This is a genomic window from Lactobacillus sp. M44 (genome assembly GCF_058130005.1).
The window spans coordinates 1,060,255-1,081,180 of the sequence record NZ_CM176707.1 but is presented as its reverse complement, the minus strand read 5'-3'; the positions used below and the strand labels follow the sequence as shown (position 1 = coordinate 1,081,180).

Sequence of the window (20,926 nt, the reverse complement as noted above, 5' to 3'; positions counted from 1 at the left end):
TTATTTAAAGAAAACACTTGTTATTGAATTATTTACCTGAAGTTATTTATCATATAAGTCGATATACAATTCCATAAAACCTAGTACTATTCATGGTAAAAAGATATAAGAAATCACTTATATAAACTTTTAAACACATAACAAGGAGTTAATTATCATGAAAAAGAGTATTAAAGTTTTAAGCAGTGTATCAGTAGCGTTATTATTAACAACAACTAGCGTAAGTGCAATTAATATTATTAATCCATCTATTGCTTCTACACAAACTGTGAAGGCAAGCGAAACTTCTACTATTAAATTACCTAGTGGTTACACAACTTCTGCTATTTTAAAGGCAAACAATAACCAATTATCAGCGGCACAAAAGAAAGCTTTGATTGCTAGTTCAATGGCTGGTATGAAAAACAATAATTTTGTTGGCAATCCAAGTGATAAAAATGTAATGGTTGATGTAACTAACCTAACTTGGGGTCAGAAAGTTGAAATCAATCAATTTGCATTAAGCTTAATTAATTCAGCTCGTGCACAATTAGGGAAAAAGCCTTGGACTTTAAACGTAAGCGCAATTTACTTTGCAGATTATGTAGCTCGTGAATATCATGACAATAATCGTAGTGTTTGGGACAGTGATCACTATACTACAGGAATTGAACGTGCCGCTGCAGAGATGGGCTTAAATTCAACTGCTGGTCAAGTATATGAAGATGAAGCGGGGCTTCCTATTACTTCTGAATTTAGTGGTACTAAACGTTCAATGTATGCTTTAAAAGCTCAAATTTACTACAATGTTCAACAAATGTTATTTGGTGGATTTTATGGTACAAATAGCGATATGAATAACGCTTCTCGCTATACTGAATGGGAACACGCTGGAGATTTATTAGGTTTGCGCAGTCTCAAAGGTTATGATGCAACTACTAAATACTTTGGTATGAGCTTTAGTAATTTAAAGAATAATCCAGGTCACATTAGTGTTCACATGATGGGTGTTTCATCAAATTACATTAAAAATAGGAAAATTTTTGACACAAACTGGAACATCAAATAATTAATTTATTACAAGTAAAAAGCGGGCTTATGCCTGCTTTTTTAGTTTGTATGATTAAAATGTTTAACTAATGAATCTCCAACTATTTGAACAATAAAAATCAAAATAATCACCAAAATCGTTGCAACAACCGTAACATCGTTATTAAATCTGTTATACCCATAAGCAATTGCAGTATTTCCTAATCCACCAGCTCCAACAGCTCCTGCCATAGCAGTCAAACCAATTAACGAAATAACTGTTACTGTTGAGATTCTAATTAACTCACTGCGAGCTTCTGTTAAATATATATCCCAGATAATATCCCAATTGCTTGCTCCTAAACTTTCAGCAGCTTCTATTTTTCCCATAGACACACTAGATAATGCAACTTCTACCTGCCTAGCATAAAATGGAAATACTCCTAAAGTTAATGGAATAATTGCAGCTTTCATCCCAATTTGAGTGCCAACAATCTTTTGAGTTACTGGTGCAATAAATGCTAACAAAATAATAAATGGAATCGCTCTAAAGATTGAAACTAACTTATCACAGATATTGAACCAAAACTTATTGGCGTATATTCCACCAGGCTTTAATATAACTAAGAGTATTCCAAAGATTAATCCCAAAATACCACCAAAAATTGCAGACCAAAATGTCATAAATAAGGTTTGAAAAATTGCTGTTCCCCATCCAGTTTCACCACTCCAACCTAGTGTTAAAACATTAGGAAAATATTTTATAAGATTACTCATATAACCTCTCCTCTTTCATTTAATTGGATAGTGATGACTCCTTTTTTATGCAAAAATTCTATAGCCTTTTGTCGTGTTGGAGTATCAGCTCTTAATAAAACTGTTAAAGTACCGATTGGTTCATCATTTAAAACTTCTACATTGCCATATAACATACTAGCTTGTGCGCCAATTTTTTCATAAAGTTCAATTATAATTGATTGTGTCACATTAGATAAACTATAAACAAGTTGATAAATACTTTCATCAGCATTCAATTTGTCTAAATGCAACTTATTCAATGTATGAATAGTTTCTTGGGCACCACCAATAAATCTTCTAGTCAAATCATGTTTTGGATGCAAATAAACCTGTCTTAATAGACCATGTTCAATTACTTTTCCTTCTTTCATGATAGCGATTTTATTGGAGATCCTTTTTACTGCGTCCATTTCATGAGTAATTAAGATTACTGTTAATCCCATTTTTTGATTTAATCTTTTTAATAAATCTAGAATTTGGACAGTATTTTGAGGATCTAATGCACTAGTTGCTTCATCTGAAATCAAGATATCAGGATCATTAGCAAGAGCTCGTGCAATTGCAACACGCTGTTTTTGTCCACCAGATAATTGTGATGGATAAAAATCAGCTTTATTTTTTAAATCTACTAATTCTAACAACCTTTTGACCTTGTCTTCAACTTCTTGATCAGACATTTTTGCATGTTTTAGGGCAAATGCAACATTATCAAAAATGGTTGCTTCATCTAATAAATTGAAGTGCTGAAAGATCATTCCAATTTTTCTTCTTTTTTGACGTAAATCTTTAGCAGAAATGACTTGTTGACCATCCTTTGCAAAAACTACATCATTTACTTTTATTTCTCCACTAGTTGGCTGTTGCAATAAATTAATTGTCCGCACTAAAGTTGACTTTCCTGCACCAGAAAATCCAACAATACTATAAATATCGCCTTTTTCAATTACTAGATTGACATTTTTGACAGCAATATTAGTTTTTTTGTTTTGCGTGAAAGCCACACTAATATTTGTTAATTCGACAATTGACATTTGTTAATCCTTCGTATCAAAATCCCAACCTGCAACTTGCATGTTGCCATAGTACTTTTTGTATAATCTCTTTGTTTCTTTTGTTTGATATGCTTTTACAATTTCTTTGTACATTTTATTATTATGATTAGCTTTTGTAGTCGCGATAATATTTATCCATTGTTCAGTTTGCTTATTAATCGGTTCTACATATAATGTTTGTTTTTCAGATAGTCCTGCCTGCAAGGCATAATCATTATTCACTACTGCAGCATCAACTGAATTAATTAATCGACCAAGTTGCTCTGCAGATAGCTCTTTTAATTTAAAATTATGTGGATTTTTAGAAATATCAGTTAATGATGCTAATTTATGCTTATTTTTTAAACTAATTAATTTTGCATCTTGCAATACTGCAAGAGCTCTTGCTTCATTACTTACATCATTTGGAATTGCAATTGTTGCACCATCTGGGAGATCTTTCACACTATGATATTTTTTTGAATATAATCTAATAGGTGCTAGATATGTTTTTCCAATTGAAACAATGTTTCCATGATTTTCTTTATTCCAAGTATTTAAATATGCTTGATGTTGAAATGCGTTTAAATCAATATCACCATTTTGTAAAGCTTTATTTGGTTGATTATAATCAGAGAAGTTTTTAAAAACTAAGGTAATACCAGCTTCTTTTTTTACTTTTTCAGCTACTTTTTGCCATATTTTTGCATCGTCTTTGGTTTGGGCTACTACACCAACAGTCACTGTCTTTTGTGATTTAGGGTTGCTAGTTGGACCAAATGAAAACCACCCTAAAATTAAGATGATACCTGTAATAACACTCATAACAATACGTCTTTTAATACGTTTTTTTCTCATAATAATCACCCACTTCGATATTTTTATTTGTTTAATATCTAATAATGTTTATAATTCATCTTAGTTAATACTTACAATTGTTTAGGAGGCATAATAAATGATAAATGATTTTAAGAAATTTATTTCACGTGGTAGTGTGATGGATCTGGCTATTGGTGTAATTATTGGTGGTGCTTTTACAGCCATTGTTAATTCACTTGTGACCAATATTTTAAATCCTTTTATTGGATTGTTTTTAGGAAAAATTGACTTGTCCAACTTAGTTTTAAAAGTTGGAGGAGCAACTTTTAAATATGGGAGCTTTATCAACGCAATTATTAACTTCTTAATTATTTCCTTTGTGGTCTTTTTATTAGTAAAAGCTGTTAGCAAAGTTCTCCCTAAAAAAGAAGAAAAACCTGCTGCTCCTAGCCAACAAGAGCTGTATTTAAAAGAAATCCGTGACTTGTTAAAAAAGCAAAGTAAATAGAATTATTAGCTGCTATAAAAGGCAGCTTTTTTATTGCTTTTTTCTACTATAAATATAACTTGTATAGTTATACTTATTTTTCGCATCTGCTTCATAAAATGTCTTTTCTACTAAATCAAAATCATGATAGTCAATTTTAATCATTTTTGTATCTGCAGGAAAAATCCCGTCTACTACTGTGCAATCTAGTCTATCAACCATTGGTAAAAATATCTTGAAGACTGATCTGCCACCAATAACAGTCATATCAGTCGTATTATTTTTTACCCAATCTACTAAGTCAGCTTCATTATTAAACATTAAGACAGATTTATTATCTTGATATTTTTGCATTAATTCTTGATCTTTAGTTAAAACTACATGCAACCTATTTGGTAGAATTCCGCCTAAACTATCAAATGTAGTTCTCCCCATAATCATAGGATTAGTACCAGTAACTTGTTTAAAATGTTTTAAATCAGCTGGCAAATGCCATGGAAGATGACCATGATATCCAATATTTCCTTGTAAATCTTGTGCCCATACAAAAGTTAGCATTTTTAATCCCTCCAAGTATATAATTTACGTAAGCATATTTTGTTATTGAGCACATTAAACCACATTTATGCATAAAAGAGAAAGGATTAAGTTATGTTAATGATAATTTTTATTATACTGGCTGTATTATTGCTAGTATATATAGCAATTGGCTTTTCAATTGTCCCTCAAAATTATGAAGGTCTAATTGAAACTCTTGGTAAATATTCAAAGACTGTTAAAGCTGGATTTATTTTTATTTGGCCACTATTCCAGCGCATTCGCAGAGTATCTTTAGCACTGCAACCACTAGAAATTAATAAATATTCTATTATTACTAAAGATAATGCGGAAGTTACAACTAGTTTGACCTTGAATTATTTAGTAACTGATAGTTATAAATACTTTTATAACAATACAGATTCTGTTGAATCTATGATTCAATTAGTTCGTGGTCACTTACGTGATATTATTGGACGGATGGACTTAAATGAAGCATTGGGTTCAACTAGTCAAATTAATATGCAATTAGCACAAGCAATCGGTGATTTAACTGATGTATATGGAATTCGTGTAGTTCGTGTTAATGTTGATGAGTTATTGCCAAGCCCAGAAATTCAACGTGCAATGGACAAGCAATTAACTGCAGATCGTGAAAAAACTGCAGCAATTGCAAAAGCTGAAGGTGAAGCTCGTAATATTGAATTAACTACAAAAGCTAAAAATGATGCCTTAGTTGCAACGGCCAAAGCAAAGGCTGAAGCAATTAAATTGCAAGCTGATGCTGACGCATACAAAATTAATAAATTAGATGAAGCATTGAGCCAAGCAAAAGATGGTTATTTCCGTAATCAAAGCTTGGAAAGCTTCAATAACTTAGCTGAAGGTCCAAATAATTTAGTAGTGATGGATAAAGATAATTTAACTGAATTAGGTAACATTCCTTCAATCAAAAAAATTTGGCATCAAGATGATTGATACCAAATCACTTAAGCGTACATTATGTGCGCTTTTTATTTCGCGCTATTTCTTAAGCCATGACGTGCAATATATACAACCATTGCAACTAATAATACAACTGCTCCAGCAATTACCGATACTCTAGTTTCTGGATTAATCACCATAAATATCACAATTACTATCAACATAATAAATGCAAAATAATTAGAAAATGGATATAGTGGCAATTTAAATGGGTGATTTTCTAAGAGATCAGGATTGTGTCGTCTGAATTTTAATTCAGCAAGCAATATTACAAACCAAGGAATCATTCCTGGCAAAACTGATGAACTAAAGACAATCACAAATAGATCTTGAGCTGACTTATTGAATTTAGCTGCAATAACATTTAAGACAAACCCAATAAAGATCCCTCCTGAAATTCCCATAATTGCTCTACTTGGGACAATTCTTTTCGAAATATGTCTAAAAATCTTAGGTGCATCCCCATCATGTGATAATTTAAAAAGCATTCTGCTAGAACTATAAATTCCAGAGTTTGCCCCAGATAGTGCAGCAGTCAATACGACGAAGTTAATAATTGAAGCTGCAGCTGTAATTCCAACTTTTGCAAATGTTGTTACAAATGGTGATCCAATAGCATCCAATTTGTTCCAAGGATAAATAGTTACAATGACAAAAATTGCTCCTACATAAAAAATCAGGATCCTTAGTAAAACTGACTTAACAGATTTAACGACAGCTTCCTTTGGATTTACCACCTCTCCAGCAGAAATTCCAAGTAATTCAATTCCTTCATATGATCCAACAATAATTGACATTGAGAAAAAGAATCCTTTTACTCCACCAGTGAAAAATCCACCATGTGACCATAAATTACTAAAGCCAACTGGTTTTCCTCCATGACCTACTCCAAAAAAGATTACCAAAAATCCTAGGATGATCATCAAAATAATTGTAATAACTTTAATCATTGCAAACCAAAATTCAAGAGATGCATATGCTTTGGCACTGGCTAAATTGGCAATTAATAAAAATGCAATTATAATAATTCCACTCCAAAGCATTGAAATATTCGGCCACCAATATTTTAAATATTCAGTAGCAGCAACTACTTCAGACATCCCAACTACAATATATTCAAATACATTAGCCCACTCTGCCATATATCCAGCAAGAGGATGCACATATTCTGTAGCATAATCTGCAAATGAACCAGTTCCTGGGTTTACATATAGCATTTCACCTAATGCACGCATAACTATATATAAAATTAAGCCAACAAACATATAGGCAAATAATACTGAAGGCCCAGTCCATTTAATTGTTGAAGTTGCACCCATGAAAAGGCCAACTCCAATGGCTCCACCTAAAGAGATCATCTCCATTTGTCCTGCACTCATTGATCGTTTCAGTTTAGGTGCGGAAGATTTTGTTTTTTCCATATGCTCATTCCTTCAATTTTATTTAATTATTAATTTTAATTTAATAATTACAGATTTGATTAATATTTTAGCATATACATTACTATTAATCTATAGTGTATTTATAAAACAAACTTTTTCAAAGCTTTAGCAATCCCGTTGTGATTATTATCATCTGTAACATAATCAGCACGTTCTTTAATCGAATCAATTGCATTACCCATCGCTATTTTTTTAAAGTTTGGATTATCAAACATTGAGATGTCATTACCTTGATCACCAAAAATCATTACTTCATTTTGTTCAAAGCCTAATCTACTTGCAAGTTCAATTAATGCCTCACCTTTAGAAGCATCTATTGCACCAACTTCGACAATATTATCCCAGCTTCTAACAATGTTATAACTAGCAAATGCCCAATCAGGTAATCGATTCCAGAATATCTCCATCTGTTCAATATCAGTATCTACAGTGTATCCAGCTTTATTAAAAGTAAAGTGTTTATCGATATCTTTACGATCTTTAATTAACATTCTGTTATTAGTCAATGCTGCATTTTTTTGCATAGTGACAGATAAATCACGATCCAAAGTGACAAAAGTCTTTGTGTCTTCAAAATGCAAGTTAACATGACTAAATGTTTGAAAATGATGTAAGTTGTGAAAATCTTGATAATTTAATTGTTTATCAATAATCACTTCTCCAGATAACTTTTGAACAACTGCACCATTAAAAACTACTGCATATTGATTATCAGCAAGATCTAATTGCCTAGCATATTTTATGATTCCAGATAATGGTCTACCAGAAGCTAAAACAACTTTGATACCTTGGTTAGTAGCTTGTTTAATAGTCTTTTCTGTTTCAGACAAAATAGTATTAGTTGTAGTAAGCAGAGTTCCATCTAGATCCACTGCCAACATTTTTATTGCCATGCAAATTACCCCTTTGTTAAATAGACTGTTTTTATTATACCTTAATATACAGCCTATTTTTCAGAAGCAATTACAAAATAATTCCCTTCTGGATCTTTGAAATTAAAAGTTTTAGTATCATTAATTTCCATAACTTTTACAGAAGGTGCTAATTTATGGTGAAGCTCTTCAAATTGATTGGTAAAAAACATCAATGACGGTTTATTATCTAACACTTCTGGCGAAAATGCCTTGATAAATGACTTGGCAAATAATGAAAGTTCTATATCATCTGTAATTTTTAAGACTATATTTTTACTATTATCTGGTAGAGTGTTTGTTTCTAAAATTGAAGCTTGCAATTTATCTTGCCAAAATTCGCTTATCTTTTCTACATCATCAACATAGAGCATAATTCTTACTTTATTAATCATATTATTCACCCAAAATGTCATCAATCCAATGACTAAATTCACACGCCAAATGCAATTCATGTTGATGGACAACATAATTTGGTGTTAGTAATGGAAATTCTACTAATGTTTTTATTAGGATATGATTTTCATCTTCCCCAAATTGATGACGCACCCCACCAATTACTGTGCCGGTAGGTGTATAAGCTGCACCTGGAACTTCATATTTATATTTTGGATCAAATTTTGATTTCAGACCTGTTTGATCGCCATATTGTATGAAAAAATGCCCAGGCAAAATTGCACTACCAGTAGTTTCAATAACTTCTTGTTTTTTGTTAGGATATCCTTTTGATACATAGTGATCAGGATTAGCATTTAAGTTTAGATCCCTATTTTGATTTGAATTAATTAATTGAATTTCTTCAAATCTGTCCATTAATTTTTTTGCAGAGAATCCATTTTTAGGGACAACGAAGTCAGTTTCGCTGAACTTTCTTTTACCAAAAGAAAAGCGTGCCATGAATTCAGTAAGAAGATTGGCTTTTTTAGTATCTTTTTTAAGTAATGATTCTAATTTAGTAGGTCCAATGTTGTATTTTGTTTCAGCTAATAATTGTTGTGCCAAAACTACATTTTTTTGCTTGATTGCACGTTCTAATCGTTCATCATTCAAGTTATTACATAGACGTTGTAATACTGCATATGAACTTTTTACTCTTGTGTATTCCCAATGATGTAATTTGTAATGAGATAATTCTTTATTGTTAATAATGATTTTCATGATGTTTGCCCTTTCTAATAATACTTTGTTGGTTACTTTAATTATTGCATAAGAAACTAGCATTTACGATCTCAAAGCACGATGATTTGGAAACAGCGAAGACTTGGAAATTTAGCAAAAATAGTTCGAGGAGCTAGTCCAAGGCCAATCAGCGATCCAAAATGGTTTGATGACGGTTCAGATATAGGCTGGTTAAGAATTTCAGATGTTACAAGTCAAAATGGACGAATTCATCATCTAAAACAACATATTTCAAAATTAGGTCAAGAAAAAACTAGAGTTATTACTGAACCGCATTTATTGCTTAGTATAGCTGCAACAGTGGGAAAGCCCGTTATTAATTATGTAAAAACGGGTGTACACGATGGATTTCTAATATTTTTGGAGCCTAATTTTGATCTTGAATACATGTATCAATGGCTTGAGATGTTCAGGCCAAAGTGGAATAAGTATGGTCAACCTGGCAGTCAGGTGAACTTAAATTCTGATTTAGTGAAAAATCAAAAAATAATCTTACCTTCTAAAGTAGAGCAAGAAAAAATTAGACTGTTTTTAAAGTGTTTTGATTCGCTTATTGATCTTTTGCAGCGTAAGCAAAAGCAGTTACAGCATCTAAAGAAAGCTATGTCACAAAAAATGTTTCCTAAGAATGATAGTCAAGTTCCAGAAATTAGATTTAATGGGTTCAGGGATGTATGGAAGCAGAAAAAGTTAAAATCAGTTGTTAAAGATCAAATAAAAGGTAAAGGTAAAATTAATGAATTACAACCTGGAAATATCAAATATTTAGATACCAGTAGTCTCAATGGGGGAAAAAATCTGCTGGTAAGTGGCGCTCAAGATGTTAATATTAACGATATTATTATTTTATGGGATGGTTCAAAAGCAGGAACTGTATACACAAATTTTTCAGGAATTTTAGGTTCGACACTTAAAGCCTATAAGTTAAGCGATAGTAATAATTTTTTTGTGTATGAATATTTAAAATTGCGTCAAAAAGATATATATGCTAATTACCGTACTCCAAATATTCCTCATGTTCAAAAAAATTTCTTAGATATATTTTTTATTCCTATTACTAAATTAAATGAACAAAATAAAGTGGGTAATTTATTTCATCAATTTGATAAGTTAATTGTGCGCAACCAGCAAAAACTAGACCATCTAATCCAAATAAAAAAATATTTAATTCAAAAAATGTTTATATAGCATACAAAATACCATGGCGTTAAAAGCACCATGGTATTTCTTTAGCTTAATTTACTTAGTGTTTTCATTACTTTATTGTTATCTTTATTTTCTAACTCATTAATTATGTGAATATATGTCTTTTGCGTTGTAGTAATATTCGAATGTCCCAATCTTTTGGCAACACTTGCAATAGAAACTCCTTCATATAATAAAAGCGAAGCATGGGTATGCCGTAATCCATGAATAGAAATAACTGGAATATCTAGCTTTGTACAATATTTTTCAAGTCGAGTATTAACCGTTGAATTATATATTTTTCCAAATTTATTGGGAAATATCGGTTCATCAGCTGACAAATTAATCATTAATTTTTGAAACTGATTCATCAATTGCCAATCAATCATAACACTTCGATTAGAAGATAAATTTTTTGTTTCTTGAAATTTACCAACTTTATCTTTATAATTCCATGATTTATTAATATTAATAGTTTGATTTTCAACATTAAAATCATTAGGTGTTAATGCTAAAGCTTCAGCAAAACGTAAGCCAGTTTTAGCAACTAATAAAATAAACCAATCCCAGGAAATCTCATTATCAAGCTGTAAATTTTTTAATAAAAGTTGCAACTCAAATAAACTTAGATATTTTGTCTTTTTTGGTTTAGGCTTCATACCTTTGATAATTACACGATGAGTTGGCAAGTTTTCTAATAATCCATCATCAACTGCATCAATTATTGCTGCTTTAAATTGATGGTGGAAATCAAGTACTGTTTGCTTTTCGTGTGTTTTTGCATATTCATTGAGTATTTTTTGATAAGTACGACGATTTAATTCATTAAGATGTACATTAGGTGCAAGTTTACGCAACCAACTATATGTAATCCAGTACTTCTCTAGCGTTACGTCTCTGATAGCTCCTTCTTTATATAAATGTATCCATTCACGATAATATTTATACAGTAATTTAGTACTATATTGTTTTGACATGAAAAAAGCCTCCTTTTAATTAGTTCTACAAGCTAATTTTACGGGAGGTTTAAATTATATAAACATTTTTTGAAGTAGATATTTTTTTTGTTGAGTTAGATAGTCTAATTTTTGTTGGTTGAAAGTGATGAGAGAATCAAGCTGTTTGAAAAAGGTTCCCACCTTTTTTTGTTCAAAATAAGAAGGATAAAAAGTTTTCCATTCTATAACATCATTCTTTAATAAATTAGTTTGGCCAACACCATCGTCAAATTTGAGAAAATAGCTGTTTCTGTTTAGTAATGTTGATAGAAAATATGAACTTGTCTCTTGCTTGGGCAGAATCCCCGCTATTCTTTGGTTTAAAGAATACGTATCATTTTGATCGATTAAAAAAGTTTTAGCCAAAGCCTTTCCATTAGGAACATCACTTAACACAAATGTTATTTCTCCTTTACTTAAGGGCTCAATCAGTTTATTAGAGTATTTTCTTACCGTACCATTAGAAGAAACAAATTTTGAATTGACCACCACATATTTACCAGATGGATCAATATCTTTTTCGTGTGCTTTACCGTTTCTATAACTAGCTACATTTCCAAGCTTTTGCTGCTTCCATACATCCCTGAACCCATTAAATCTAATTTCTGGAACTTGACTATCATTCTTAGGAAACATTTTTTGTAACATAGCTTTCTTCAGATGCTGTAACTGCTTTTGCTTACGCTGCAAAAGAGTAATGAGAGAATCTAACTTTTTAAATATCTTAGATATACAAATTTGTTCATTATACTTTGGTAATTTTATCGACATTTTTGACATCTGTGTTCCAGATACTTCCACAAAAGTGGAGCCTGCCCCATGAGTTTCACCATAATGTTTTAATTGAGGTGTCATAGTATAAATGAAGTACGAATTAATTTTACCTTTAGATGGAATGATCGATTGAAAACCTTGATTTGTACATGCTTCCGTTTTAAGAATTGCAGTTTTCCCTATACCAGCACGTGAAGTAAAAAGAACAGTACCAATTGGAAGTAAGAAAGCTGAACTCTTAGTTAATCCTAGCTTAGTGATCTTTCTTTGACTACTATTCACATAAACCTCATTATCTATCTCAGCAGGAGAATACCAATTAATAGTACCATTCCAATAGTCTTTATTCTTTGTAGATGGCGTGCCTCCGCCAACTATTGTAGCTACATCACCCAATCTTCGCTGTTTCCAATCGTCAGTATATCCTCGAAACCGTACATCAGGCGTAAGTTTATCATTTTTACTTTTCTTCATTTTTTAGCCCATTTTCTAAATAACTGATAAAGCCATCTAAGTCACTCTGTATCTTATTATCATTAGAAGTTAATTCTTTCATCATCCTAAGTAGTTCACTTTGTGTTTCATTAATTTTCTTATCAGTTTCTGCCATTTCCTTAGTTAATTCACCTAAATCAATCTCAGGTTCTGGTTCATACGTATCAACATATCTTGGAATATTCAGGTTATAGTCATTTTCCTTTATTTCATCAAAATCAGCTACATGTGCATATTTATCAACATCTTTGCGTTTTTTATAGGTATTGATAATTTTGTCTAGATCTTCTTGACGTAAAATATTTTGCTTCTTACCTTTTTCAAAATTCTTTGATGCATCAATGAATAAAACATCCCTATTCGTTTTATTCTTTTTCAAAACTAATACAACAGTAGGAATCCCAGTTGAATAAAATAGACCTTCTGGCAATCCAATAACAGCATCAAGTTGGTTCTTTTCTAATATAGCTTGACGAATTTTGCCTTCCTTTGCTCCTCTGAATAAGACACCATGAGGTAAAACAATTGCCATTGTCCCATCTTGGCTTAAATGATATAAACCATGCAATAAAAATGCATAATCGGCTTTTTTCTTAGGAGCTAATCCATATTCTTTAAATCTAGGATCTTTCATTTTATTGTCATTGTTATCCCACTCTGCTGAATATGGAGGATTTGCAACAACCATATCAAAACTATGCGGATGATCAACTCCCCTATCATCAACCCCATCTGGCCAATCATTTTCAAGCGTATCTGCATTTCTTAAATCCATATGACTGTAGTCCACATCATGCATCATCAAGTTCATTCTAGCTAAGTTATATGTTGTCGTATTTAATTCTTGACCATAATAATAGAGTTTATTATCTACATGCTCTTGCACAGTTAATAATAAAGAACCTGATCCACAGGCAAAATCATAAACTTCAGGTCGCAAATTATTTTGATCAAGTGATATAGTCACCAAACTAGCTAAAACTTCTGATACTTGGTGTGGTGTATAAAATTCACCAGCCTTTTTACCAGAATTTTCAGCAAATTCAGCAATTAGATACTCATACACATCAGCTAAAATATCATGTCCAGATTCATCTTTATATTGAATCTGATCAACCAAATCAACAATACCAATCAGGCTTTTAGCACGGCTTGCGGTAGTATTACCTAAACGATTATTTCCTAAATTAATGTCTGAAAATACACCTCTAAAGTCTTGTCTTGAATTAGAATTCAATTCTGCATTATGAGCAAAACTATCAAACATATCTTGGAAATCAGATGGTGCAATTGTATTATCATGAACTTTATCAACTAATGTAGTCCACGTATATGCAGGCGCAATTGCATACCCTAATGAACTTGCAATCGCTTCTAAATAATCATTTAAGTCAGCGCCACTGGCTTGCTGTTGATATGCTTCATTAACTGATTGATTAGGAGCTATTTCTAAAATATCTTTTTGTTTTTCTAGAAAATCAGCCTGGTGTTTAGACAAAAACTTATAAAAGATAAAGCCTAGAATATAATCCCTATATTCATTTGCATCCATATTGCCACGCAGTTTATTAGCCATATCCCAAATTTTACTTCTAATATCTTTTATTTCTTCTTGTGCCATTATTAATACTTTCTCTTCATTTTATCTGCAAATTCAGTAAGTTGCTGTTTTAATTTATTATGATACTTGATTTTTGACAATTTTCTAACCATTTCTGATTCAGCATCAACTTTATAAACTTTGCTTGCTTCCATTACTAAATTATCCAATTCACCATTGGAGTTTAGATCGTCTTGTGCATATACATGTCGATTAACCAACTTATTGACGGTTTGGCTATCTTCAATATCTACTAAGCCCCATTTTTTCTTAAAAGTTAATATTTCAGAACGTGATGATTTTTTAGCATGTTCTTTTAATAGATCGTCTATGTCACCTTCTTCAACAGGATGTTTATGAACAGTAAAATTACCTGCCATAACATCATTAGTAAAGTTAACGATTTTTTCTTCTTCTTTTGCATTCTCTAATTTTGCAGCTGCAATTTTAATTTGCTCAGCACTTTCTTGGGCTGTTTTTAAATCATTATTATGATAGCTATTGATCATCTTAATAATTAGCTGTTTAAGATATGAATAATTAACAATTACCTCTTCTACATGCTCCATACGCATATCAAAATTTAGCTCACTAATGTCTACTTTACGAATATCAGCTAATTTTCTTTTAACTTCTGAAGCAAAAATTGTAGTTAACTTTTCCTCCTCATCATCGGTAAGATTTATTTGTTCTAAGAGCTTTTCAGGATGATCTACATCATATTCTTCATATTGTTTAACAGCACTCATTGCCTCATTATATTCTCGAATATCATGATATATTTTTTCTACAGTATCTTTAGTTTCTCCATTTAGTTCACTAGTAAAGTTGTCAGATTCTTCTTTGATAGTTGTAACTATTTCTTTAAGGTTTTCTACAGCTTTATGATAATTCGGTGCTAGCACACCATCACCTGGGTTATTAGGATTAGTTTTATCGACAAAATCCATTTGCTTATATGCTGATTGCGGATCTGCGTAAATAGCTAAAGCTTCATTCATCAGTTTTTTTGAATTAGCTGGCCAGCGATAATTAACAACATGACCAAATGGCTTTGTTTGCATATCAAATACTCTATTTGTGCGTGAATAAGCTTGAATTAGCGATGCACCATGCAGCGTTCGATCAACATACAAAGTATTTAACTGTGGTGCGTCAAATCCTGTCAATAATTGATCTACTACTATTACAATATCAAAGTAATTACCATCATCAATTGAGCGATTTAATCTTGAAACTACTGCAGCTGTATATTCTTTAGTTTGATTATCATCAAATTGAGTACCAAATTCTTTTGCATAATCATCCATTGCTTCTCTTAATGCCTGGTTTTTTTCAAGCATCCCATCACTATTAGATGTATCTTGACTAAAAGTAATACCTACTTTTAAAGGATGCTCTAACTCTTTATTTCTTCTTTTAAATTCACGATAGTACATCATTGCCATTGGTGTTGATGCATGCATTCCTCCAACATGTGTAGTCAAAAGCGCATTATATTCACCGTTTCTAGAACGTTTTGACCAATTTTTAATAATATCATCCACTACTGCCTTTACATGATCTAAGTTATTATCAAAAACTGATGGCTCTACTGTATCATCCATATCATTCGGAGTCATATGCTCAATTCGATATTTTATTTCCTTGGCTGTCTTTTTTGGATACCTTGCATGAAAATATTCAGGTAAATATTGATCTTTTAATATATCTTCTGGAATTGTTGTTTGAAAATCAACATTAAAACCTAGCACATTACCATCTGAAATTGCATTTTTTATTGTATATGCATGAATTAAATCGCCAAATACAGTTTCAGTTGTTGGTTCTTTATCAAAAATCGGTGTTCCAGTATATCCAATCCAAGCGGAATTAGGAAAGCCATTTTTTATTCTTTCAAGCATTTCACCGGAAGTTGAACGATGTGCTTCATCAACAATAAAGACAACATGATCTTTGTTTTTTTGAAATTTTTCATTTCTAACGAGAGCATCCATTTTTTGAGTTGATGTTACAATGATTGCATTACCCTTACGTTTTAACTTTTTAGCTAACACAAATCTATTAGAGGTATCAGTAACTACCCCACCAACTGAGTCATCTGTGTTTTCTGGATCATATGCTTGATATTCAGATACAGTTTGATCTGTCAGTGCTACTCTGTCTACCAAAAATACAACTTTATCAACATTAGGCAATCTTGATGCAAGCCATGCAGCTTTAAAAGAACTTATCGTCTTACCAGATCCTGTAGCATGCCAGATATATCCTACTTCTTTAGGATCTGTTTCAAAATCATGATTTCGTAATTTTTTAATTGCACGCTTAGTGGCATATACTTGATATGGACGCATAACTTTGATATTCTGATTTTTCCTTGTTCCATCAAGAATTATATAATTTGTTGCCATTTGATGAGCCATTGGGATTGAAAGCATTGAATCCACAAATTCAAAGCCATCCATTACTTGGGAATTGTCTTTGGCTCGTTGCCATCTAAAAGCAAAAGTCTTATTGAAATTAGTTGTATTAGCCATATATTTCCCATCATGAGGAGTTAAAGCAACTAAAATTTGAACAGTTGAAAAGATGCCAGTGTATTGTTGTTCTTCAATATATTGATGCATTTGATTCAATGCTTCATCAACTAAATGACCGTCAGCTTTTTCTTCTATTTGAATAATTGGCAAGCCATTAATTAGTAGTGTTGTATCAAACCGACGACTCTTTTTATTGGGAATTACTGCTGGGCGCTCAATTTGATTAACCACTTGATAAATAGTATCACCTGCGCCAATGTTATCTTGATCAAAAACTTTTAAATATTGATGTTGTCCATTATCTAAATCAACTTCTACTTGTGATATTCCATTCACACCATATAAGAATTGACCAGCTTGATATGGTGTTTTTAAACTTGTAATTATGTTTTTAACTTGATTGAACTCATTATCAGATAAAGGATTACAAATACGATCTTGATTGTGTAACTCTAATATATGCTTGAAATTTCGCCACAAATCATCATTAGTTTTTATTTTGGGTTCATACTGCCACTGTTTAGTCCCACCCATTTTTGTTAGATGATCTATCAGCACATTTTCAAATTCAAGTTCATCTTTTCTTATGCTCATTTTTTACTCCTCAGTTAATATATGTTTTACTGTATCAAAAAACAAGGCATAGAAGCAATAACATTGCAAAACAGCCATAACACCGATTGAATATCGAAATATGGTCCTAAAATGGTTTAATAATTGTCATTATAGATAATCAACTAAAGCTTTATCTTTTTTTCAAACATTGTTATAATTGTCAATGTTTCGGAAAGTTGGCAGAGTGGTAATGCACCGGACTCGAAATCCGGCGAACTGGTTTATACCGGCGCGCAGGTTCAAATCCTGTACTTTCCTTAAAATGATTGCTCTATGTGTTGACACATAGGGCTTTTTTAATATTAATTCATGATTAAACTTAGCCTATTTTTTGCGTTTGATAAAACAAATACCAATTAATTGCATGATCACTGCAGGTATAGTATATAGCCACACTTCCCATTGTTGATACATAAAAGTAAAACCTAACTGACTTAGTAGTTGATCAACAGCAAAACCTAATACGATTTCTCCTATTATTGCCACTAAAAATGTCCATTTTCTAGGATGAGATAATGCCATTCCAAATAATAATATTGAAAATATAAGGTAATAACCAAACATTTGGTATGCATTATAAAATTTGTAGCTATTATAGTGACAGAAAATTTGCATAAAAGAATGTTCAAAAGCGATTACTGACCATAACAATTCATGTAAGCATATCAAAACTTTTTTTACATCTTATAAATAATATTGATTATAAAAAATTGTTATTTTAAAATATAAGTGAATATTAGAACAATAATCTAAATATACGGAGGGGTTTATCATGAGTTCTAAATTTAACAAAAAAAGATTAGTAACTGCTTTAGCAGGTGTTGCACTATTAGGTGCAGGAGTAATGTCAGTTAACAACAAAGTAGATGCTGCAACTAACGAAAGTCCAATTCATGGAGTAATTACTGTTAAATATGATGGCAAAGGTAAAGTTTGTTTATTAAATGGTAATGGACAATATCAAAACCAATATGTAAGCAAGAATACTAGATGGAAAACTTTTGCAAAGGCTATTATTAATGGTCAAACAATGTATCGTCTAGGTACAGATAAGCAATGGATTCCTGAAAAATACACTAATATGCAAGAAGTTACTGCAAATTCAAGCAATTCAGCTAGAGCAGATGTTGTAACCATTAAATATGTTCCAGGGTATGGAATTAATGTTTATTCAGCAGCACAAAATGGTTCTTATATAGGCAAGAGATTGCAACATAATACTTCTTGGAAGATGTTTAGAGAAGCAAATGGTAATGATGGTTATGTTTGGTACAACTTAGGTGGTAATCAATGGATTTCATCTCGTTATACTAATAAGCCTAAAAAAGCTAGTGTAAGTAATTCTGGTTCTGGTAATTCATCAGTAACTAAACCAACTACACCTAGCCAATCAACAAAGCCTGTAACTCCAAGCAAGCCAAATGTTGATAATAATCAAAAACCAACCACTCCAAGTCAACCAACAACCCCTTCTAAGCCTTCAAAACCAGTTCAACAAGCTGAACCTTTCGATGCAGCTAAAGTTCAAATGTATTTAATGCAAAAAATTAATGCTCTAAGAACCTCCACATATTTAGGTGAAGATGCTGATGGAACCAATATTGCTCAAAAGAAAGGCAATGGGTTAGTTAACGCATATCAACCAAACTCTGAAATGCAGGCATTAGCTGATTTACGAGTAAAAGAAATACAACAAAGTTATTCACATACTCGTCCTAACGGTGAAGATATGAGTGTTGCAGAATATAAGAAATTATTACCAACACTAGGTAAAAACATTTATATTACTGGATACGGTGAATGCTTAGCAATAATTCCTGTTTCTGGTCTAACTAATGAACAATCAGCCCAATTAGTATTTGACGGTTGGACTGTAGGGGATTATATGCATAAAACCATAATTCAAAGTTCAACAGCCAGAAATGGATATGCAGCAGTTGCTGTTAGACAAGTTAATGGTAATTTAGTAGCAGTCTTTGAAATGGCTGGTAAGAACTAAAGCTAAAAACAGATTAAATGTAAGTCTTGAAGAGAAGAAATTCTATTTCAAGGCTTTTTGTTTACAACAAAAGTGGTGAAAAGGGTGAAAGTAACACGAAAATCATTAAATGAGAAGCGAAAGCTTAAGCACCAAATTAGGCGAAGAAATTTTATAGTAGCAACAATTATAGCAATTATAATAATAGTAATTTATGGAGTGCTTTTATCTATTTTGTTTTATTAGTTATTGATATTACTTATATTTACATGTAATCATATGTAAAATAGTCAATAGAGGTGAAGCTTAATGAAAACTATAAAAACACATAAACAAGGTAATGTCATAGTGATTACACTTACAAAATCATTACATGTAAAGCCAGGTCAAGAATTTTATTCAATTGCTGAACCTAATGGAACTATTTCGTTAATTCCTAAAGTAAAAGATATTTATGCAAATGTAAAAGAAAATGAGTATTCTGATATGGACACTGACAATCTTGCTCATGATTACACAGGTGATGAAATTAATGAGTCATATGAATAAGATATAATTATTTATATGACCTTTGATCCTTAGAGTCTAATAACTTTAACCTACCATTTTAAAAAGAGTTGTTAAATGCTAACAGCTCTTTTTTTCTTGTATATTTTTATATAGCTTTACAACTCTATCTTCAATTTCATCCCTAACTTGCCTAAATCCTGCCAATTTTGTCTTATCATCGCCAACTATTCTTGCTGGATCAGGTAATGTCCAATGCTCTTTTTTCACACTATTTGGAGTATAAGGGCACTTATCCCTTGCATCCCCGCACAGAGTTACAACATAATCACATGAGCGCAAATAATCTTCATCAATCAGTTTTGACTTATTATGTGATATATCAATACCCTTTTCAGCCATAACCTTAATTGCATATGGATTTACACCATGCATTTCAACTCCTGCACTGCGCACGTCCCAACTATTATCAAATATTTTTTTGGCAAAACCCTCTGCCATCTGACTTCTACAAGAATTGCCAGTACATAAAAAATATATCTTGTGCATCTTTTGTCACCAAATCATCTATTCTATCTTTTTAAAAATTTCGCACACTATTGGTGCTTGCAAATAAAATGTCTTCCCAGCTAATTCATATTCTTGTTTAAAAAACTTATCATGAACCTTTCTCCAATAAATATAACTCCTATCCCCTTCTCCTTCTAAATATGCATACTTTGGAGAAATCAAGTTATAAGGAATAATTTCAACACCTACTTCTTTAACTACACATACAGGTTTATTTTTACTATTCAAAATAATACTGTATTCACCAACTTGTGGCAACTTCTCATCTTTTGCATACAATTCATAAGCTGATGATGTAGCAGTTTTTATTCCTTTATTTACTAAATTAGCCAAGTTATCTGCTTCTTTTTCAGTTCTGCCAAAAGCATAACTGTCTACTTTCGTATTAACATCTAAATTATGTTTTTGGCAAAATTGGCACCAATATAACTTCAATTCATTATTCATTTACGCTTTTTTCAATCTTCT

Annotated in this window: 21 protein-coding genes and 1 tRNA gene; 7 read left to right on the top strand and 15 right to left on the bottom strand. The window is 31.6% G+C overall.

The window, feature by feature from the left end; genetic code table 11:
• Window positions 1–157: 157 nt before the first annotated feature.
• Window positions 158–1,048, top strand: a complete 891-nt coding sequence (locus AC38BG_RS05270) for an SEC10/PgrA surface exclusion domain-containing protein (protein ID WP_489936818.1) — start codon at window positions 158–160, stop codon at window positions 1,046–1,048.
• A 41-nt stretch (window positions 1,049–1,089) separates the two neighbouring features.
• On the opposite strand, the gene AC38BG_RS05265 is transcribed toward AC38BG_RS05270, so the two are convergent.
• Genes AC38BG_RS05265 through AC38BG_RS05255 form a run of 3 tightly spaced genes read right to left on the bottom strand, consistent with a single transcriptional unit; the run spans window position 1,090 to window position 3,695 of the window.
• Window positions 1,090–1,785, bottom strand: coding sequence for a methionine ABC transporter permease (locus AC38BG_RS05265; RefSeq protein WP_489936817.1), 696 nt, complete (start codon window positions 1,783–1,785; stop codon window positions 1,090–1,092).
• On the bottom strand, window positions 1,782–2,837 hold the full coding sequence (locus AC38BG_RS05260; RefSeq protein ID WP_489936816.1) for a methionine ABC transporter ATP-binding protein: 1,056 nt from the start codon (window positions 2,835–2,837) through the stop codon (window positions 1,782–1,784). Before AC38BG_RS05260 ends, AC38BG_RS05265 begins: the two co-directional genes overlap by 4 nt.
• A 3-nt stretch (window positions 2,838–2,840) precedes the next feature.
• Complete coding sequence (locus AC38BG_RS05255) at window positions 2,841–3,695, bottom strand: MetQ/NlpA family ABC transporter substrate-binding protein (RefSeq protein WP_489936815.1); 855 nt, start codon at window positions 3,693–3,695, stop codon at window positions 2,841–2,843.
• A 97-nt stretch (window positions 3,696–3,792) separates the two neighbouring features.
• On the opposite strand from AC38BG_RS05255, the gene mscL reads away from it, so the two are divergent.
• The gene (mscL, locus tag AC38BG_RS05250) at window positions 3,793–4,164 is read left to right on the top strand and encodes a large-conductance mechanosensitive channel protein MscL (RefSeq protein ID WP_489936814.1); all 372 of its coding nucleotides are present in this window, start codon (window positions 3,793–3,795) and stop codon (window positions 4,162–4,164) included.
• A gap of 30 nt (window positions 4,165–4,194) precedes the next feature.
• On the opposite strand, the gene AC38BG_RS05245 is transcribed toward mscL, so the two are convergent.
• A complete protein-coding gene (locus AC38BG_RS05245; RefSeq protein WP_489936813.1) occupies window positions 4,195–4,701 on the bottom strand; it encodes a dihydrofolate reductase in 507 nt (168 codons plus the stop codon).
• A gap of 99 nt (window positions 4,702–4,800) precedes the next feature.
• Here AC38BG_RS05245 and AC38BG_RS05240 point away from each other — a divergent pair, with 99 nt between their 5' ends.
• Window positions 4,801–5,658, top strand: coding sequence for an SPFH domain-containing protein (locus tag AC38BG_RS05240; protein WP_489937845.1), 858 nt, complete (start codon window positions 4,801–4,803; stop codon window positions 5,656–5,658).
• Between the two features lie 35 nt (window positions 5,659–5,693).
• Here AC38BG_RS05240 and AC38BG_RS05235 read toward each other — a convergent pair whose 3' ends face one another.
• The 4 genes from AC38BG_RS05235 to AC38BG_RS05220 form a co-directional block, all read right to left on the bottom strand.
• The gene (locus AC38BG_RS05235) at window positions 5,694–7,085 is read right to left on the bottom strand and encodes an amino acid permease (RefSeq protein ID WP_489936812.1); all 1,392 of its coding nucleotides are present in this window, start codon (window positions 7,083–7,085) and stop codon (window positions 5,694–5,696) included.
• Window positions 7,086–7,186: 101 nt separating this feature from the next.
• Complete coding sequence (locus AC38BG_RS05230) at window positions 7,187–7,999, bottom strand: Cof-type HAD-IIB family hydrolase (RefSeq protein WP_489936811.1); 813 nt, start codon at window positions 7,997–7,999, stop codon at window positions 7,187–7,189.
• Window positions 8,000–8,052: 53 nt separating this feature from the next.
• Window positions 8,053–8,412: a VOC family protein gene (locus AC38BG_RS05225; RefSeq protein ID WP_489936810.1), complete on the bottom strand. Its 360-nt coding sequence runs from the start codon at window positions 8,410–8,412 to the stop codon at window positions 8,053–8,055.
• A 1-nt stretch (window position 8,413) separates the two neighbouring features.
• Window positions 8,414–9,238 (bottom strand): hypothetical protein, encoded by an 825-nt coding sequence (locus AC38BG_RS05220; RefSeq protein ID WP_489936809.1) that lies wholly within the window; start codon window positions 9,236–9,238, stop codon window positions 8,414–8,416.
• Between the two features lie 18 nt (window positions 9,239–9,256).
• Between AC38BG_RS05220 and AC38BG_RS05215 the strand changes: the two genes are divergently transcribed.
• Window positions 9,257–10,384, top strand: a complete 1,128-nt coding sequence (locus AC38BG_RS05215; protein WP_489936808.1) for a restriction endonuclease subunit S — start codon at window positions 9,257–9,259, stop codon at window positions 10,382–10,384.
• 41 nt (window positions 10,385–10,425) lie between these two features.
• Here AC38BG_RS05215 and AC38BG_RS05210 read toward each other — a convergent pair whose 3' ends face one another.
• The 4 genes from AC38BG_RS05210 to AC38BG_RS05195 are packed head-to-tail and all read right to left on the bottom strand — an operon-like array spanning window position 10,426 to window position 17,382.
• Complete coding sequence (locus AC38BG_RS05210) at window positions 10,426–11,358, bottom strand: site-specific integrase (RefSeq protein WP_489936807.1); 933 nt, start codon at window positions 11,356–11,358, stop codon at window positions 10,426–10,428.
• A 54-nt stretch (window positions 11,359–11,412) separates the two neighbouring features.
• Window positions 11,413–12,627: a restriction endonuclease subunit S gene (locus AC38BG_RS05205; RefSeq protein ID WP_489936806.1), complete on the bottom strand. Its 1,215-nt coding sequence runs from the start codon at window positions 12,625–12,627 to the stop codon at window positions 11,413–11,415.
• Window positions 12,614–14,269 (bottom strand): type I restriction-modification system subunit M, encoded by a 1,656-nt coding sequence (locus AC38BG_RS05200; RefSeq protein WP_489936805.1) that lies wholly within the window; start codon window positions 14,267–14,269, stop codon window positions 12,614–12,616. Before AC38BG_RS05200 ends, AC38BG_RS05205 begins: the two co-directional genes overlap by 14 nt.
• Before the next feature lie 2 nt (window positions 14,270–14,271).
• Window positions 14,272–17,382: a type I restriction endonuclease subunit R gene (locus AC38BG_RS05195; protein ID WP_489936804.1), complete on the bottom strand. Its 3,111-nt coding sequence runs from the start codon at window positions 17,380–17,382 to the stop codon at window positions 14,272–14,274.
• Window positions 17,383–17,573: 191 nt separating this feature from the next.
• Here AC38BG_RS05195 and AC38BG_RS05190 point away from each other — a divergent pair.
• Window positions 17,574–17,661, top strand: a tRNA-Ser gene (locus tag AC38BG_RS05190).
• A gap of 66 nt (window positions 17,662–17,727) precedes the next feature.
• Here AC38BG_RS05190 and AC38BG_RS05185 read toward each other — a convergent pair.
• On the bottom strand, window positions 17,728–17,889 hold the full coding sequence (locus AC38BG_RS05185) for a hypothetical protein (protein ID WP_489936803.1): 162 nt from the start codon (window positions 17,887–17,889) through the stop codon (window positions 17,728–17,730).
• 286 nt (window positions 17,890–18,175) lie between these two features.
• On the opposite strand from AC38BG_RS05185, the gene AC38BG_RS05180 reads away from it, so the two are divergent.
• A complete protein-coding gene (locus tag AC38BG_RS05180) occupies window positions 18,176–19,402 on the top strand; it encodes a hypothetical protein (protein WP_489936802.1) in 1,227 nt (408 codons plus the stop codon).
• Window positions 19,403–19,690: 288 nt separating this feature from the next.
• Window positions 19,691–19,930, top strand: a complete 240-nt coding sequence (gene mazE, locus AC38BG_RS05175) for a type II toxin-antitoxin system PemI/MazE family antitoxin (RefSeq protein ID WP_489936801.1) — start codon at window positions 19,691–19,693, stop codon at window positions 19,928–19,930.
• A 78-nt stretch (window positions 19,931–20,008) separates the two neighbouring features.
• On the opposite strand, the gene arsC is transcribed toward mazE, so the two are convergent.
• On the bottom strand, window positions 20,009–20,437 hold the full coding sequence (gene arsC / locus AC38BG_RS05170) for an arsenate reductase (thioredoxin) (protein ID WP_489936800.1): 429 nt from the start codon (window positions 20,435–20,437) through the stop codon (window positions 20,009–20,011).
• An 18-nt stretch (window positions 20,438–20,455) separates the two neighbouring features.
• The gene (locus AC38BG_RS05165) at window positions 20,456–20,905 is read right to left on the bottom strand and encodes an ASCH domain-containing protein (protein ID WP_489936799.1); all 450 of its coding nucleotides are present in this window, start codon (window positions 20,903–20,905) and stop codon (window positions 20,456–20,458) included.
• Window positions 20,906–20,926 lie beyond the last annotated feature (21 nt).

What these genes read in the sequence shown, in the direction of transcription:
- AC38BG_RS05270 (WP_489936818.1), top strand. Translation starts at nt 158, where the DNA reads ATGAAAAAGAGTATTAAAGTTTTAAGCAGTGTATCAGTAGCGTTATTA.
- AC38BG_RS05265 (WP_489936817.1), bottom strand. Translation starts at nt 1,785, where the DNA reads ATGAGTAATCTTATAAAATATTTTCCTAATGTTTTAACACTAGGTTGG.
- AC38BG_RS05260 (WP_489936816.1), bottom strand. Translation starts at nt 2,837, where the DNA reads ATGTCAATTGTCGAATTAACAAATATTAGTGTGGCTTTCACGCAAAAC.
- AC38BG_RS05255 (WP_489936815.1), bottom strand. Translation starts at nt 3,695, where the DNA reads ATGAGAAAAAAACGTATTAAAAGACGTATTGTTATGAGTGTTATTACA.
- mscL (WP_489936814.1), top strand. Translation starts at nt 3,793, where the DNA reads ATGATAAATGATTTTAAGAAATTTATTTCACGTGGTAGTGTGATGGAT.
- AC38BG_RS05245 (WP_489936813.1), bottom strand. Translation starts at nt 4,701, where the DNA reads ATGCTAACTTTTGTATGGGCACAAGATTTACAAGGAAATATTGGATAT.
- AC38BG_RS05240 (WP_489937845.1), top strand. Translation starts at nt 4,801, where the DNA reads ATGATAATTTTTATTATACTGGCTGTATTATTGCTAGTATATATAGCA.
- AC38BG_RS05235 (WP_489936812.1), bottom strand. Translation starts at nt 7,085, where the DNA reads ATGGAAAAAACAAAATCTTCCGCACCTAAACTGAAACGATCAATGAGT.
- AC38BG_RS05230 (WP_489936811.1), bottom strand. Translation starts at nt 7,999, where the DNA reads ATGGCAATAAAAATGTTGGCAGTGGATCTAGATGGAACTCTGCTTACT.
- AC38BG_RS05225 (WP_489936810.1), bottom strand. Translation starts at nt 8,412, where the DNA reads ATGATTAATAAAGTAAGAATTATGCTCTATGTTGATGATGTAGAAAAG.
- AC38BG_RS05220 (WP_489936809.1), bottom strand. Translation starts at nt 9,238, where the DNA reads ATGCTAGTTTCTTATGCAATAATTAAAGTAACCAACAAAGTATTATTA.
- AC38BG_RS05215 (WP_489936808.1), top strand. Translation starts at nt 9,257, where the DNA reads ATGATTTGGAAACAGCGAAGACTTGGAAATTTAGCAAAAATAGTTCGA.
- AC38BG_RS05210 (WP_489936807.1), bottom strand. Translation starts at nt 11,358, where the DNA reads ATGTCAAAACAATATAGTACTAAATTACTGTATAAATATTATCGTGAA.
- AC38BG_RS05205 (WP_489936806.1), bottom strand. Translation starts at nt 12,627, where the DNA reads ATGAAGAAAAGTAAAAATGATAAACTTACGCCTGATGTACGGTTTCGA.
- AC38BG_RS05200 (WP_489936805.1), bottom strand. Translation starts at nt 14,269, where the DNA reads ATGGCACAAGAAGAAATAAAAGATATTAGAAGTAAAATTTGGGATATG.
- AC38BG_RS05195 (WP_489936804.1), bottom strand. Translation starts at nt 17,382, where the DNA reads ATGAGCATAAGAAAAGATGAACTTGAATTTGAAAATGTGCTGATAGAT.
- AC38BG_RS05180 (WP_489936802.1), top strand. Translation starts at nt 18,176, where the DNA reads ATGAGTTCTAAATTTAACAAAAAAAGATTAGTAACTGCTTTAGCAGGT.
- mazE (WP_489936801.1), top strand. Translation starts at nt 19,691, where the DNA reads ATGAAAACTATAAAAACACATAAACAAGGTAATGTCATAGTGATTACA.
- arsC (WP_489936800.1), bottom strand. Translation starts at nt 20,437, where the DNA reads ATGCACAAGATATATTTTTTATGTACTGGCAATTCTTGTAGAAGTCAG.
- AC38BG_RS05165 (WP_489936799.1), bottom strand. Translation starts at nt 20,905, where the DNA reads ATGAATAATGAATTGAAGTTATATTGGTGCCAATTTTGCCAAAAACAT.